Source organism: Caulobacter sp. FV1ye13L (assembly GCF_058681155.1).
In genome coordinates, this window is sequence record NZ_CM178732.1 from 2,745,576 (window position 1) to 2,761,560 (window position 15,985).

A 15,985-nucleotide genomic window follows, 5' to 3' on the forward strand; every position below is an offset into this window, starting at 1 on the left:
CGGCTCCGCGACGCTGAAGCCTCGCGCACGCCCCTGCATCAAGGTTTTCGAGACCATGTGTAACTCCCGTCCCAGGTTCCATTTCGCCATCATCATTCTGGCCATCCTCGCCGCCACCGGCGTGTTCGGCGGCAACCACGCTCACGCTGCGCCGCTGGCCTCCGACCGCATCGCGGTGACGGTCAGCGGGCAGGGGCCCGACGTGGTGCTGATCCCGGGCCTGGCCTCCTCCGGCGCGGTCTGGGACGCCACGGTCAAGCAGTTGTCGGGCCGTTATCGCGTCCATGTCGTTCAGGTCGCCGGCTTCGCCGGCGCGCCGGTCGGCGGCAATGCCGAAGGGCCAATGCTGGAACCGCTGGTCGAGGCGGTGGACCGCTACATCAAGGGCGCCGGGCTGAAGTCGCCGGCCGTGATCGGTCACTCGATGGGCGGCCTGACCGGCCTGATGCTGGCCCGTCGCCATCCCGAGGATCTCAGCCGCCTGATGATCGTCGACAGCCTGCCGTTCTATCCGGTGCTGTTCTCGCCGGCCGCCACGGTCGAGGGCGTCAGGCCGCAGGCGACCGCCATGCGCGACGGCATGAGCGCCATGTCGGCCGAGACCTTCGCCGCTCAGCAGGCCATGACCATGCCCCGCCTGGTCAAGTCGCCGGACGGCCTGAAGGCCGCGCTGGACTGGTCCAGGACCTCGTCGCAACCGGTCGTGGCGCGCGCCCTGTACGATGTTCTGACCACGGACATGCGCGGTGAGCTGGCCGCGGTCACCACGCCGACCACCATGCTCTACCCCTATGATCCGGCCATGGGCGCGCCCCAGGCCATGGTCGACCAGACCTATGCCGGCGCCTACGCCAAGTTGGCCGGGGCCAGGCTGGAGCGCGTCGACGGCGCCTTTCACTTCATCATGCTGGACCAGCCGGCCGCCTTCGCCGCCGCGGTCGAGCGCTTCCTGAAATAGCCGCCTTCGCCGGGCCTGATTGCGCCTGGCGAGGCTTCCCCCCTAACTCGTCCTCGCATCCGTACAGAGAATCACATGCTCCGCACCGTCTTCCAGCCCGCCCGCCGGGCGTTCATCGGCCTGGTTTCCATCCTGGCCCTTGGCCTCGCCGCCCCGGCCGCCGCCGAGCCCGCCCTTTGGGCGATCAGGGACCAGGACTCGACGATCTACCTGTTCGGGACGATCCACGTGCTGAAGCCGGAGACCCAATGGCGCTCGCCCCGCATCAATCAGGCCCTGAAGGCCAGCGATGATCTGGTGATCGAGGTGCTGGGCGCCGACGACCCTGCGATCATGCAGCCGCTGGTCATGCAGTACGGCCTGGATCGCGCTACCCCGCTGTCGCAGAAGCTGTCGCCCAGTGACCTCAAGCGCGCCCAGGGTCTGGCCCAGGCCGCAGGCATGCCGCCCCAGGCCATGGAGGTGATGCGACCCTGGCTGGCCTCGATCTCGCTGGCCATGCTGCCGGTGATCAAGGCCGGCTATGATCCGCGCAGCGGGGTCGAGCAGGTGGTGTCGGCCGAGATGAAGGCGGCGGGCAAGCCGGCCTCATCGCTGGAGACCGCCGAACAGCAGATCCGCTTCTTCGCCGACATGCCGACCAAGACCGAGGTCGAGATGCTGCGGGCCACCCTGGACGACGCCGAGGCCGGCCCGGCCAAGATCGACAGCATGGTCATGGCCTGGGCGGCCGGCGACACCCGGGCCCTGGAGGAGCAGTTCATCACCGAGATGAAGACCAACTATGCCGAGGTCTACGGCGTGCTGCTGACCGACCGCAATCGCGACTGGGCCAGGCAGTTGAAGACCAAGCTGGCCGGATCGGGCGTCAGTTTCGTCGCGGTCGGGGCGGGACACCTGGTCGGCGCCGACAGCCTGCAGGCGCAACTGGCGACGCTGGGCATTCAGACCGAGCGCGTGAACTAGCCACGAGCGGATCGGGTGCGCCGGTCGGTCGCATCCGTCGACGCGGGCGACGGTTGAGCCAAGGGGCGAGACCCGTTACGCAAATCAGACCACGGTGAAGATCGCGCCGCAGAGACCCGTCATGTCCGCCCAGACCGCCGCCAAGAAACACACCGCCCTTCGTATCCTGGTGACGGGCGGGGCCGGCTTTGTCGGCTCTCACCTGTGCGATCGGCTGATCGCGCGGGGCGACCGGGTGGTGTGCCTGGACAACCTGTTCACGGGCAGCAAGGACAACATCGCTCACCTGCTGGATCACCCGAACTTCGAGTTCGTGAACCATGACGTGAACCATCCGATCTTCATTCCGGTCGACCAGATCTACAACCTGGCCTGTCCGGCCTCGCCGATCCACTATCAGTACGATCCGGTCATGACCGTGCGCACCAATGTCATGGGCGCGATCAACATGCTGGACCTAGCCAAGCGCACCGGGGCGCGGGTCATGCAGGCCTCGACCAGCGAGGTCTATGGCGATCCCGAGATCCACCCGCAGGTCGAAAGCTACTGGGGCCGGGTCAATCCGATCGGCCCGCGTGCCTGCTATGACGAGGGCAAGCGCTGCGCCGAAACCCTGTTCTTCGACAGCTTCCGGCAGGACAGCATCGACATCAAGGTGGTGCGGATCTTCAACACCTACGGCCCGCGCATGGCGATCAATGACGGTCGGGTGGTCAGTAATTTCATCGTCCAGGCCCTGACCAATCAGCCGATCACCATCTATGGCGAAGGTCAGCAGACCCGCAGCTTCTGCTATGTCGATGATCTGGTCGAAGGCTTCATCCGCATGATGGCCACGCCCACCGGTTTCACCGGTCCGGTCAATATCGGCAATCCCAACGAGTTCACGATCCTGGAGCTGGCCCAGCAGACCATCGCCCAGATCGGCTCGACCTCGCTGATCGAGCGCAAGCCCTTGCCGCAGGACGATCCCCGCCAGCGCCAGCCCGACATCACCCTGGCCAGGTCGGCGCTGGACTGGGAGCCCAGGACCCAGCTGAAGGAAGGCCTGGCCAGGACCATCGCCCATTTCAAGGCCGTGCTGGGCAAGGGCCTGGTCGAGGACGAGAGCCGAGGCTAGCCGGTTTCACCGTCTGCAACGCCTGACAACAGACACGGTCACATAGAGCGCGAAGCCGCACGAGGAGAGGATGGTCGTAACCGTCGCCCGTATCGGGTTGGTGACCGCAGGCCGCAAGACGGCTTCCGAGTTTTCCTAGGAAAATCGAGGCCATGCTTGGCGCACGATATCTTCAGTTGCCGCACGTGAGTGTGCTCATAGACAGGCCATCAGCCAGCACGTAACTTTAAGCGGGGCCGTGTTAGAATCTGGCATCTATGCGTTAAAGGGTCGGAGCAGTTTGGTGCAGGCGGTTGCCGGATTGTTTCGTTATTTCTGGGGACAGGACACGCTATGCTGCAGGTAATACTGAACCAGACAGGGTCCGACGATGAGCGCCGCCGGGCCGCTCAGGCCGGCGGCATTCTGATGTACTCAGCTTCCCCCGCGAGCCTGGCTCTATGCCAATTCGCCCGGGGTTTGGTGGGCGAGGCTTTCGGCGATCTTGACCCGGAACATGCCCAAGAAAGCTTATCGGTAGAATCTTTCGTCGCGATCGTTGGGCCGTTGAAGACGCGCTTCACCAACGCCGAGGAAACAAAGGAGCGACTTCGCGCCTATCTGATCGAAAAGGGTTTGGATCCCCGGACGACCTATTTCGACTTGCCTCGGCTGAGAGTCGTTCCTCACTCCGACTATCTGTCGGCTGGCGTTTCATATGCTTACAAAGCGCACCGCGACATCTGGTATTCAAGCCCGACCGCGCAGATCAATTGGTGGCTGCCCATTTGGGACGTTTCGCCGGAACGCTCTATGGCGTTCTTTGCCAACTATTGGGATCGGGCGATGCCCAACACCTCGGCCGACTTTGACTATAGTGAATGGGTCAAAATCGGCAGGACGCTGGCAACCAGCCAGATCAGCCAGGACACCCGCAAACACCCGCTTCCTCTGGAGCCGATCACGCCCGAGGAAGAATTCCGGTTTGGAGCGGCGATGGGCGATGCGGTAGTGTTTTCGGCGTCTCAGCTCCACGCGACAGTGCCCAATACCTCCGGCGCGACCCGCTTCAGCACCGATTTCCGGACAGTGAATATCGAAGATCTGCGAAATGGCCGCGGCGGCCCCAATATTGACAGTCGCGCATCCGGTTCTACCCTTGGCGACTTCCTGCGCGTCGATGACTTCAGTCCACTCAACGTTTCTCAAGAGTTCCAAATCGCATGAGCGCAGGCGAAGACATTTCCCCGACGATGCACGACCCGCGGACACAGACATCCGCGGATGTTGATGGCAGACGCGCTCTGGAAGCCTATTTTTCCGAGAGCGAAGGGTCGGCCACGGAAAAGCTCGAGAATTTTTCCAAATACGTGCCCCGCCAGACCTTGGCGCGGTTTATGGCGCGTTATGAACTGTTCAAGCTTGTTCAGAACGTTCACGGCTCAATCGTGGAATGTGGAGTCTTGTTCGGGGGCGGCCTGATGAGCTTCGCCAAGCTTTCCACCATACTGGAACCCTATAATTTTCAGCGGCGCATCATTGGGTTTGACACGTTTAGCGGCTTTCCAGTCATTTCCGATGAGGACACGCTCGGCTTGCCGGATCGAAAGTCCGCCCATCTAAAGCAGCACGGCTTTTCCGCCACGCACGCCTATGAGGACATTCTCAAGGCTGTGGAAATATATGATCAAAATCGGATGCTTAATCACTTTCCGAAGGTCGCCGTCGTGAAGGGTGACTTTAACGAAACCGCTCCGAAGTATTTAGAAGAGCACCCACATTTGCTTGTGAGTCTCCTCTATTTGGACTTCGATATTTACGCGCCCACAAAGAAAGCTCTGGAACTGTTCCTGCCGCGGATGCCAAAGGGGTCGGTCATTGCCTTCGACGAGTTGAACGAGGAAGCGTTTCCAGGCGAGACCGTTGCCGCTCTGGAAGTTCTGTCTCTCAATCAGTGGAGGATCAGGCGATTTGAGTTCGAGCCAAGGATATCATACGCGGTCGTTGGCGACTGATAGCGGTCTCTGACGTCCAAATGGGTCTGGTCGGGAACCTGGCCCGCCGCCAACAAGCGTTACTGAAGTTGGTCCGCGGGATCGGCGCATTAAGAGACCAGGGTTATTCAACCCGGGAGATTGCCGCCAAGACGGACTTCAGTAGCGAAATACATCTGGGCCATTTGCGATCTCCTGGAGCCCGGAGAAGAGCGGCTGATCTACGCCGTAGGGGCGGGATCATCCCCATGATCTGTTCTTCCGTGATGTCTTCCGCCTTCATGTTCGTCATCCCTCGAAAGACACCGTGGAAACCTGACGCTCTGACGCAGGCGTTTGCTCGGGCAGCAGAGGCGGCCAGGGGCGCAGGTTGAACGATCTTCGGGGAACAGCTGTCACGAGGTTTGCGGCAGCCGGCTTCTCAAATGAAAACATAGCGGGCATCGTCGGGTGGGAACTAGCCCGCGTGGGAAACGCCAAGATGCTCTATGTCGCTGCCTCGAATGTAGCCGGGAAGCCCATGGATCAGCTTGAGCGCGCCGACAAGACGGGCTAAGGGAACGCTCACGGAACGTTTGTGTAAACCAAGCTGTAAACCGCTCTCCAATCGCTCAGATTTGAGAACGTGATCGGTTTGAAATCGCTCAGGTTCGCGGGCGTAGCTCAGAGGTAGAGCGTCTGCTTCCCAAGCAGAATGTCGTGGGTTCGATTCCCATCGCCCGCTCCAGGCGCTGCAAGGGTTTGCGGCGAGGGCGTTGATCGTCGGGCTGCCTTTCATGGCGTCCGGTCAAGAGGTCTCCCCCAGCGATCACGGACAGACGGCGCGTTACGGCCAGAGCCGCCCCCCGCTGCGGATAGCAGGATCTCGCGGGAGCGCGGCCCCAGATGCCAGTCGACGGCCCGTCGCGAGGCGCCGTCCAACTCAGCATAGGCGGCCTGGAGCCGACTCAGTCGCCACGCGCGATAGGCGTTGGCGCGATACTGGAAGGCGACGTCCGATCCGATGTAGTGCGTGCGGGCCGCCCCGTGGCTGACAGCCTGCTGATTGGCGGCCATCTCGGGAAGAAAGCGGTCTTCGATCAGATCCATCAAGGGACCCAGATCGTCCGGTGCGCGCGTCATCAGGGCTGCAGAACGGCTGGGGTCGGGTTTCAGGGCCCATAGTCGCGCGACCCAGGCGGCGACCGACGGCGCACGCGCGCGCATGATCCCCGCGGGTGTCGGGTCGCAGGCGAAATGCCGAAACAGCGGCCCAAACAGTCCGATATCCGCCCGTGTCGGCGCTTCGCCCAGCAGCCAGTCCCGCCGCGCGAAGATCTTGTCCAGAGCCTCGAGCGTGTCGAGATAGTCCGCCTCGACGCGGAAGCGATTGGCCTGGCTCACGCCCTCACCACCCAGATAGACGGACCTTTGCCGCAGCAGTGCGGCCTGGCGTCTCAGCGCCCGAGGCAGGGGGATGTCACGGAACATGCCGTCAGCCAGTCGACCGCTCATCAGTTGGGCGTCCGCCCGATAGGCCCATCGATAGTAGAGCGCCGGTCGCCAGAGATGCTCGTCGCCATAGGTTTCGATCAACGCCGCGAGGAAGCCCAGGGCGGGGTCGGTCGGTGTGAGGGAGCTCAGGGGGTGGTCAGCCTCCAGGTGGTCGATGATGACCGGGGTATCGGTCATCCAGCGGCCATCGGGCAGCTCCAGTTGGGGCATCTGGCGGACGCCGGTCTTGAGGGCCAAGGCGCGAAACGCGGCCGTATCCATCTCCTGAAGGCGGTAGGGCAGGCCCTTGGCGCGCAGATATCCCTCAAGCTTGCCCGTGAAATAGGACAAATCCAGCCCGTGAACGATGAGCATCGGCGCCCGCCTTTCGCTGCGTTGATCGCATTGGGTCTTTTATGGCATTTGCAGTGTCATTAGTAGCGTGAACCGCTGGAAACGGTCCAAACGCCTGGCGCTATCCACGGCCGAATACCGCTCACCGCGACGGCGTCTTGCCGATGGGCCTGGGCGTTTGGATGCAGGCGCCATGCGCCCTAAGCTGCGGCGGCCACGCACTGCGACAGGGTTGACGCCAGGGCTGCGGCTTCGATGGGCTTGGGCAGGACGCCATCCATTCCCGCCCGCAGATAGCTTTCGACCTCGTGGTTCAGCACGCTTGCGGTGACGGCGATGATCGGGATCCGGGCGGCGCCGGCCAGGGCCTCTTCGCGGCGGATGGTCCGCGTGGCCTCGACGCCGTCCATGTCGGGCATATGCACGTCCATGAAGATCGCGTCCCAGGGCTGGGCGCGCCAGGCCGCCACCGCTTCACGCCCGCTGACGGCGAAGCCGCAGGTGACGCCGAAGGGTTCGACCAGGGCGGCGAGGATGCGTCGGTTGACCGGGTTGTCGTCCACCACCAGAAGCGAAGCGGGCGCCTCGACGGCAAACTCGCCGACCTCGTCCTCAATCGGGGCTTCGGAAGAGATCACCGACGGGACGGGCGCTTCGAAGTCAAACCGCGCGCCGATGCCCAGGGCGGATGTGACCTTCAGCGAACCGCCCATGCGCTCGGAGATCTCGCGGCAGATGGCCAGGCCCAGCCCGATCCCTCCGACCCGACGGGTCGAAGAGTTGTCGACCTGAACGAAGCGCTCGAAAATGGCTTCGTGGTCCTTTGCGGCGATGCCGATGCCCGTATCGATCACGGCGATCTGCAGCCGATGGTCGTCGCCGGTGATCTTGACCGTGACACCGCCCTGCCGTGTGAACTTCAGCGCGTTGGAGATCAGATTGGCGAGGAGCTGGGCCAGTCTGTCGCCGTCCCCGCGTCGGAAGCGCGCCAGATCGGGTTGCAGGGAGATGGTCAGGGACAGGCCCCGCTCCCGGGCCAAGGGCTGGTGGAGTTCCCGGATATCGCTGACCAGATTTTCCAGCGAGAACACGTTCAGCCGCAACTGCAATCCGCCGGCCTCGATCTGGGAAATGTCGAGGATGTCGTCGATCAGTTGCCGCATGACGCGGGAGGCGGTCTTCATCACCCCCAGGCGCTGGCGTTGCGGCGGGGTCAGCGCTTCGCGCGCCAGCAATTGACCCTCGCCCAGGATGGCGTTCAGGGGGGTGCGCATTTCGTGGCTGACCATGGCCAGGAACTGCGACTTGGCGCGATTGGCGACCTGGGCTTCTTCCGACAGACGCTCCAGTTGCTCGGTGCGGACGCGCACACGCCTTTCAAGGTCGCGGTTCAGCAGGCTGGTGTCGTGGTTGCGTCGGTTGATATCCGCCAGCAACTCGCGGTTTTCGTCGCGCAGCCGCAGGCAGTCGACCAGCAGAGCGTGGTTGTTGCGATGAGCGACTACCATCACCATCCAGAACACCGCGCCGAGGAAGCCCAGGGTCGCGTCTACGCCGCCCAGGGTGATCAGGGTTATGGAGGCGGGGACCAGGACCAGAGTGATATAGGTCCGTCCGACCCATTTCTGAGGCGACAGAATGCCGACCGCCCCGCCGGCCTGGGCCGACAGCACCACGATCAGGGCATAGCGCGAAACCGGGCTGTCGATCGGAATACGCATGCCGGCCAGCAGCGCCCACAGCCCGGCGCTAAGGACCAGGCCCGTACTGTGAAGACGCGCCAGCGGCCAAAGCTGTTTGGTCAGGAGCCGCCCCGCCAGGGCGGCGCCCAGCAGGTGGTTGATCACCAGGCGGGCCGCCAGCAGGGCCAGCACGACAGCCAGCCAGGTCACGTGAAAGGGGCGTTCTGCGGGGAGTGCGAGCAGGGTCAGTCCGACCGCAGAGGCGGCCTGAACCGCCATGGTCGCCAGGCTGTTGCGATGCGCTTGCCCCAGCAGGGCGAGCTTGAGGGGGTCGCCCCGAGGCCTGTCCTCCGCTCCTTCAGATCGCATTCCAGCTCTCGCCCCGGCCGCTTAGCGTCTCAGATACGACCCGCAGGGTGAACGAAGATATTCCAGTTTCAGCGACAAAGTGTCGCGCAGCCTGGCCCGTCTGCGCGCGGCCTCAGCGGGTCGGTTCGTCCAGCCAGGCCGCGACCCAGAACAACGGCGCGTTCCAGTTGATGGCCACCTCGTTCTGGGTGAAGGCGCGATAGTCGTCGGTCCAGCAGGTCTGGGGTGCGCACTGGCCTTTCATGCCCTGGGCGACCGGATCGCTCATGTTGGTCGAGTTGGGGCCTCCCGAGATCACGCCGGGGGGCGGGGCGGGATAGCGGGCGTCGGCCTGATGCGCCCAGAAGCGGTGGTGCGGATTGCGCATCGGTCGCGCGCCATGGCCGGTGACGAACGAGCGATCCAGAGGATTGCGGCCCAGAACCCAGTCCATGGCGTCCACCGCGCCGTCGCGATAGGCGGCCTTGCCCGTAAAGTCGGCGGCCAGGCCCAGCAAAATGGCGCGGTTCAGCACCGACGAGGTCGACCCCCACGGATAGCCCTTGGGCGCATAGGGCAGGGCATAGCCCTGGCTGGCGCCGTCCTCCAGATAGCGGTCGGCGCTGGCGGCCAGATTGGCGCGCGCCGCAGCGATCTCGGCGGACTTCAGACCATTGGGCGCCAGCGCCAGGGTCACGGTTCCCAGGGTGCCCACCGAGGGCCAGCCGATGTCGCCGGTCGGCCTGCCGCCCGCCGCCAATCCGGAAGCAGAGGGGCCGGCCAGGAACAGCGGCGAGGCGCGCAGGGCGGTCTCGTACTCGGCGGCGCCGGTCGTGGCGTACAGCTCGGCGGCGGCCCAGTAGAACTCGTCCTCCACATTGCCGTCGCCATAGCCGCCGCTGCCGGTGAAGGCGCCCAGGGCGTAGACCTCCGGATTACGTTTGGCGGCGGCATAGGCGCGCCGAGCGATGTCCAGGCAGCGGGCCGAGAAGGCCGGATCGATGGTCTTCCAGATCCGCGCGGCCTGGGCCGCCGTGGCGGCCAGGTTCAGGGTGGCGGCGGTGGTGGGGTGATAGAGGTAGCGGACTTCCTTGTCGTCGGCCGGCGCCGTGGGCAGGGCGGTCCAGCGCTCATCGGCCAGGCGCTGATGGGCCATGCCCGAAGCGTCCAGATCGGTCAGGACCAGTCGGCCGGCCGGGCCGACCTGTTGATGGCCGACGGGCAGGGCCAGGGTCTTGCCGGCGGGAACCTGCATGGCCAGCAGGAAATCCATCTCCCAGCGGGCCTCGTCCAGCAGGTCGGAGACGCCGTTGGCGTTCTCGGGAATCTTGCCCTTGCCATCAGCGAAGGCGGCCAGGGTCGGGGCCTTGCCCAGCACGAGGGCGCGCTCGTAGGCGTTCAGCAGGGTCCACACCGAGATGCCGCCATTGACGACGTACTTGCCGTGGTCGCCCGCATCGTACCAGCCCCGGCTGAGGTCCAGGGTGTAGTCGCAGCCGGCCCAGACCTGGCCGCGCTCGTCGGCCTTGTTGAAGCAGGTCGCCTTGTCGGGGGCGTGGCCAGCCGGGCGGGCCAGGTCAGGGCGCTGAACGAAGCGCGCCTCGATCGGAATGCTGGCGCGGTTCTGATAGAAGAAGCCCAGGGCGTCCCCCTTCAGCGCGCCATAGAGGCGCCCGGCGATGGCGAAGGGCCGGCTCTGGGCTGCGCCGACGCTGAGGCGATAGCCGTCGCCCGAACCCTTGAAGTGGCTGAAATCGATCTGATGGACATGGTCGCCTGAGGCGGCGTCGGCGCCGAACGCCCTGGTCTGGCCGCTGGCCACGCTCGCGCCCCTGGCGTCGCGCAGGGTCCAGGCCATGGGGTTTGTCGAGGGATCGGCCAGAATGGCGCGCTTGGGACCTGTCGTCTCGACGCCCAACTGGTTGAGGCGGATCGGCCCAGCGGCGTCTTCGGCCCAGGCGCTTGCGCCAAAGGCAAAGGTCAGGACGATGGCCGTCAGGGCCCTGTTGATCCTGGTCATGCGCATCTTCCCTGCTTGCCGACGCGTCGTAGCCGCGCGCCTTCACGTCGAGGTTAGCGCTAACCTGACAGCGTTGTCACTAGCGAAGTTTGCCGCTCAGCGCCGGGCCCGGCGCGCCTCGGCTTGCAGAAACTTCAGGCGGGGCTGGTCGTCATCGGCGATGACGCGGGTGTCGGCGTCGATGATCAGCTTCCGCGCGTCACCTTCGGGATCATACACCGGCCAGACGGGCAGGCCGGGACCGTTGGGATCGCCCGTCTTCACGAAATTGGCCCAGTAGGACGACATCACGTCGGCCACGCGGCGGTCGGTGTCGTCAACGCTCCAGGCCCCGCCGTTATCCGGGTGGTTGAACACATAGACGATCTCGGCCGAGTGAAACGCGCCCAGCGACTTGCCGCGATTGGCCTCGCCGAACCATCCGTCGGGCGTTTTTGGCGCGTGATCGAAGCGGAAAGCATAGACCGGCGCCTTGCCGGTTCGGGTCTGGGCCACAGCCCACGACCAGGTCGGCAGGCCCATCCAGGCGTCGCCGGCGAAGTTGATCCGTGAGCGGACCATCTGGTCGGGCGTGTCGTGGGGATAGAGTTTCGCCGCCTCGGCCACGTTGTCGCCGAAGGTCAGTTTCAGCGCCTCGGGCAGGGTGCGGCCGGCAAAGACCCCGCCTTCCAGCAGGCTGCCTTCATCACGGTTCCAGCCGACCAGCAGGGGCACGTCGCTTTGCTGCCCGGCGGCGAAGATCTCGGCCGCGCTGCTGGGCAGGATCCAGCCGTCGAGGATCGGGCGGAAGGCAAAGCGTGCGGTCGGTGCGGTCACGGCCGCAAGGATCTGTTCGGTGGAGCGTCGGCGCATGGCGGCCAGGCTGTCGTCGCCCAGGGCGCGACCCAGGGCCAGGCCGTTGGCCTCGCCCATCGCCAGGGTCTCGTCCTTGCCCAGGGTCCCGAAGGCCGAGCCGCTCTCGCCGATGGCCTGCTGGAACAGGCCCCTGGCCTGGGGCGAGGCCATCAGCCGGCTGACGGCGTCCGATCCCGCCGATTCGCCGGCGATGGTCACCCGGTCGGGGTCGCCGCCCAGCAGGGCGATATTGGCCTGCACCCAGCGCAGGGCCGCGATCATGTCGGCCAGGGCCTGATCGCCGCTGGCCCTTTTGGGCGACTCCCGGGTCAGCGCCGGATGGGCCAGGAAGCCGAAGGCGCCCAGGCGATAGTTGATGGTCACCACCACCACGCCCTTTTTCGCCAGGGCGACGCCGTCATGGCGTGGCTCGGCGCCCGAGCCCGCGCCATAGCCGCCGCCATGGATCCAGAAGAACACCGGCAGCGACTCGCGGGTCTTGGCCGGGCTCCAGACGTTCAGATACAGGCAGTCCTCCGACATCGCGGGGGTGTAGGGGTCGATGTCTCTATAGACCTTGGGCTGGGCGCAGTTGGGCCCGAACCGGTCGGTCGCCCGCTCGCCCTTCCAGGCGACGACCGGCGCCGGCGGTTTCCAGCGCAAGGCGCCGACCGGCGGGGCGGCGTAGGGCAAGCCCTTCCAGGCCCTGATCCCGTCGGCGTCGGCCTTGGCCGGGACCAGCTTGCCGCCGGTGACATGCTGGGCGTGGGCGCCGGTCGCCAGCGCTGTCAGGGTCAGGGCAAGAAGGGCGGCGCGAAGGGGCATGCGGACGCTCACGGTTGGCGAGGGTCCAGATGAGCAGGGGGAAGCGCCGTTGTCACGCGCAACCAAAGCTTGTCAGTCCGGCGCACGTCGTGCGTGGCCGGGATGACCGCTCAAACGGCTAGACCCGTTCCACCACCATCGAGATGCCCTGGCCCACGCCGATGCACATGGTCGCCAGGCCATAGCGGGCCTTGCGGCGATGCAGCTCTTCAACCGCCGTCAGGGCCAGGCGGGCGCCGCTCATGCCCAGGGGATGGCCCAGGGCGATGGCGCCGCCATTGGGGTTCACGTGCTCGCCGTCGTCGGGCAGGCCCAGGGCGCGCAGCACCGCCAGCCCCTGGGCGGCGAAGGCTTCGTTCAGCTCGACCACGTCCATCTGGCCGATGGTCAGGCCCAGGCGCGCCAGCAGCTTCTGGGTCGAGGGAGCGGGGCCAAAGCCCATGATGCGCGGCGCGACGCCGGCGGCGGCCGAGCCGACGATCCGGGCGCGGGGCGTCAGGCCATGACGCTTGATCGCCTCTTCCGAGGCGATGATCAGCGCCGCCGCGCCGTCATTGACGCCCGAGGCGTTGCCGGCGGTGATGGTGCCGTCCGGGCGGACGATGGGCTTGAGGGCCGACAGGGCTTCGATCGTGGTGGCGCGGGGGTGCTCGTCCTTGCTGACCACCACAGGGTCGCCCTTGCGCTGGGCGATGCTGACCGCAACGATTTCGGCGTCGAAGCGGCCGCTGGCCTGGGCCGCCGCGGCGCGGGCCTGGCTGCGCAGGGCGAAGGCGTCCTGGTCGGCGCGGCTTATCCCGTAGTCATCAGCGACGTTCTCGGCGGTCTCGGGCATCGAGTCGACGCCGTAAGCCTTGCGCATGGCCGGGTTGACGAACCGCCAGCCGATGGTGGTGTCAAAGATCTCGGCATTGCGCGAGAAGGCGCTGTCGGCCTTGCCCATCACGAACGGCGCGCGGCTCATGCTCTCGACGCCGCCGGCGATCATCAGCTGGGCCTCGTCCGACTTGATGGCGCGCGCGGCCACGCCCACGGCGTCCAGGCCCGAGCCGCACAGGCGGTTGATGGTCGAGCCCGAGGCCTCGGTGCCCAGGCCCGCCAGCAGGGCGGCCATGCGGGCGACGTTGCGGTTGTCCTCGCCGGCCTGGTTGGCGCAGCCCAGCACCACGTCATCGACTAGGCTCCAGTCGACGCCGGGATTGCGCGCAACCAGCGCCCGCAAGGTTACCGCCGCCAGATCATCGGCCCTGACCGACGCCAGGGCTCCGGCATAGCGACCGATAGGGGTGCGGATCGCGTCGCAGATGAAGGCTTCGGCCATGGCGGATCTCTCAAACGGCTGTTCGAGCCACCCTAGCGGCAGGGTCGGCGCGATCAAGTCGGCCAATGGCTGGACACCGGTGTCAGATCGCCTAGACCTGACCGCTAAGAGACATCCCGGGAGAGACGCCATGATCAGCCGGCGAGACGTGATAGGCGGCGCCGTGGGAGGCGCGGCGCTGCTGGCGGCCGGCGGCGCACAGGCGAGCGGCGACGATGCGGCGCTGAAGGCCCTGCTCGACAAGCTGGCCAAGGGCGGCCCGGCCGCCCAGCGCCTGGCCGCACTGAAGGCCTTTCCTGCCGCCGCCCTGAGCCCAGCCGCGCGCCTCGACCATGACGCCGTGCTGTCGGCATTCGCCGTCGAGGACGAGATCGTCCGCCGCTTCCCCTTCGGCGCGGGCGCGACCTCGCCCTATGTCGTGACCACCCGCGCGGGCGCCTGGCTGAAGGCCGTAGAAGCCGCCAAGTCAGGTGACGCGACCGCTGACACCGTCAGACGCCTGGACGCCGAGACCGCCCGGATCGCTGAAGACGCCGCCAGAGGCGTGATCCTGCCGGCCTTTGTGATCGACAAGGTCGCCGCTGGTCTCGCCGAAACCGCGGCAGCCGTCGCCGCCACGCCCGACCTTGCCGCTGCCCTGGGCCGCCAGCGCGAGGCTCTGATCGCCTTGCGCAGCAAGGCCGGCAAGGGGATCGGCGTCGGACGCTTCAAGGATGGTGAGGCCTATTACGCCCTGCTGCTGAAGGCCGCGATGGGCGCCGAGATCACCCCGGCCCAGGCCTGGGATCGCGCCAGCGCCGCCGCCAGGGCCCTGACCGCCCGCGCCGATACGCTGCTGAAAGCCCAGGGGATGAGCCAGGGCACGGTCGGCGCCCGTCTGGGCGCCCTCAGCCGCGACGAGCGCTGGCTCTACAGTGATGACGCCGCCGGGCGCGACCGGCTGATCGGCGACATGAACGCCTGGCTGGCCAAGGCCGTCGCGCGCCTGCCGGTCTCGTTCGCCACGGTCGCGCCGGGCAGCCGCGCGGTCAGCATGAGCCGCATGACCCCCGCCGACGAAGCCGCCCGCCGTCAGGGCTATCGCGAGGCTCCGTCCTTCGATGGCTCGAAGCCGGGCGTCTATTACGCCGACCTCAACACCATCCGCACCCGCCCCAGCTGGACCCTGCCCAGCGTCGTCCATCATGAGAGCGTCGCCGGCCACATGGTGCAGATGCCGCTGGAGGAACGCTCCGGCGCCCATCCGCTGCGCACCCGCCTGGCTTTCCCGGGGTTCTCCGAAGGCTGGGCGATCTATGCCGAACAACTGGCCGAGGAGGAGGGCGCCTTCGCGGGCGATCCGTTGGCGGAGCTGGGCTATCTCCAGTGGATGCTGTTCCGCGTCGGCCGCCTGCTGGCCGACCTCGGCGTGCATCTGAAGGGCTGGAGCGCCGAGAAGACCACGACCTTCCTCAATGACCTGCAGGGCCCGCCGCCGGTCTTCTCGCCGGTGTCGCAAGGCATCGAACGCATCGCCATCGGCCCGGCCGCCTCGGCGGGGCAGGGGCTGGCCTGGCTGGAACTGGTCCGCCTGCGCGAAGCGGCGCGCCAGCTACAGGGCTCGGGCTTCGACATCCGCGCCTTCCACGACGCGGTGCTGCTTCCAGGGACCCTGCCGCTGTCGATGCTGCGGGCGCGGGTGCTGGGAAACTCCGGTGCATGAGTACGGGGAGTGGGATCGCGCCATCCTCGGACCGGCACGGGGATCTGAAACCCTCTCCCAGAGGGAGAGGGCGGGGCCCGCCGCGTAGCGGTGGGAGGGTGAGGGGTTTGCGAAGCCCTTCCGGACAAGGCAGGATCCCAGGTGCGACAATGGTTTAGGGTGTAACCCCTCACCCTCCCACGCAAGCGTGGGTCCCTCCCTCTCCCTCTGGGAGAGGGTCGATAGAACGGGGACCGGCGCGGGCGTGCAGCAAACTTATCCGACGCGCTCAAACCTCCCGTATTCTGTACCCACCTCGTCGCGAGGAAAGGGCGCAAGGCCAGCGATCATTGCGGCGGCGGGGGGTGATCGAGCGGGGCTGGGCTTCAGGGGGATACTGAAGCGCGTCCGGGGATCCTGGCGTTGCAGG

General features: G+C 66.4%; 11 protein-coding genes and 1 tRNA gene. 7 read left to right on the top strand and 5 right to left on the bottom strand.

Going from position 1 to position 15,985, the window contains the following annotated elements:
- Positions 1-55 precede the first annotated feature (55 nt).
- The 6 genes from ACW176_RS13285 to ACW176_RS13310 all read left to right on the top strand — a co-directional run bounded on the left by ACW176_RS13285 (position 56) and on the right by ACW176_RS13310 (position 5,744).
- Positions 56-958, top strand: a complete 903-nt coding sequence (locus ACW176_RS13285; RefSeq protein ID WP_492109452.1) for an alpha/beta fold hydrolase — start codon at positions 56-58, stop codon at positions 956-958.
- 75 nt (positions 959-1,033) lie between these two features.
- Complete coding sequence (locus tag ACW176_RS13290; RefSeq protein ID WP_492109453.1) at positions 1,034-1,924, top strand: TraB/GumN family protein; 891 nt, start codon at positions 1,034-1,036, stop codon at positions 1,922-1,924.
- Between the two features lie 121 nt (positions 1,925-2,045).
- A complete protein-coding gene (locus tag ACW176_RS13295) occupies positions 2,046-3,044 on the top strand; it encodes a UDP-glucuronic acid decarboxylase family protein (protein ID WP_492109454.1) in 999 nt (332 codons plus the stop codon).
- Positions 3,045-3,377: 333 nt separating this feature from the next.
- Positions 3,378-4,250, top strand: coding sequence for a hypothetical protein (locus tag ACW176_RS13300; RefSeq protein ID WP_492109455.1), 873 nt, complete (start codon positions 3,378-3,380; stop codon positions 4,248-4,250).
- Complete coding sequence (locus ACW176_RS13305; RefSeq protein WP_492057578.1) at positions 4,247-5,038, top strand: TylF/MycF/NovP-related O-methyltransferase; 792 nt, start codon at positions 4,247-4,249, stop codon at positions 5,036-5,038. The genes ACW176_RS13300 and ACW176_RS13305 overlap by 4 nt, the downstream gene beginning before the upstream one ends.
- Before the next feature lie 631 nt (positions 5,039-5,669).
- Positions 5,670-5,744, top strand: a tRNA-Gly gene (locus ACW176_RS13310).
- 47 nt (positions 5,745-5,791) lie between these two features.
- On the opposite strand, the gene ACW176_RS13315 is transcribed toward ACW176_RS13310, so the two are convergent.
- The 5 genes from ACW176_RS13315 to pcaF form a co-directional block, all read right to left on the bottom strand.
- The gene (locus ACW176_RS13315) at positions 5,792-6,865 is read right to left on the bottom strand and encodes a glutathione S-transferase family protein (RefSeq protein WP_492109456.1); all 1,074 of its coding nucleotides are present in this window, start codon (positions 6,863-6,865) and stop codon (positions 5,792-5,794) included.
- Between the two features lie 179 nt (positions 6,866-7,044).
- Positions 7,045-8,895 carry an ATP-binding protein gene (locus ACW176_RS13320; protein WP_492109457.1) on the bottom strand — a complete coding sequence of 617 codons (1,851 nt, stop codon included), beginning with the start codon at positions 8,893-8,895 and terminating at the stop codon, positions 7,045-7,047.
- A 112-nt stretch (positions 8,896-9,007) separates the two neighbouring features.
- Positions 9,008-10,894, bottom strand: coding sequence for a glycoside hydrolase family 9 protein (locus tag ACW176_RS13325; RefSeq protein WP_492109458.1), 1,887 nt, complete (start codon positions 10,892-10,894; stop codon positions 9,008-9,010).
- A 96-nt stretch (positions 10,895-10,990) separates the two neighbouring features.
- Entirely contained in the window at positions 10,991-12,553 is a 1,563-nt protein-coding gene (locus ACW176_RS13330; protein ID WP_492109459.1) for a carboxylesterase/lipase family protein, read from the bottom strand.
- A 118-nt stretch (positions 12,554-12,671) separates the two neighbouring features.
- A complete protein-coding gene (gene pcaF / locus ACW176_RS13335; protein WP_419317404.1) occupies positions 12,672-13,874 on the bottom strand; it encodes a 3-oxoadipyl-CoA thiolase in 1,203 nt (400 codons plus the stop codon).
- 130 nt (positions 13,875-14,004) lie between these two features.
- Between pcaF and ACW176_RS13340 the strand changes: the two genes are divergently transcribed.
- Positions 14,005-15,576: a DUF885 domain-containing protein gene (locus ACW176_RS13340; RefSeq protein WP_492109460.1), complete on the top strand. Its 1,572-nt coding sequence runs from the start codon at positions 14,005-14,007 to the stop codon at positions 15,574-15,576.
- Positions 15,577-15,985: the final 409 nt, after the last annotated feature.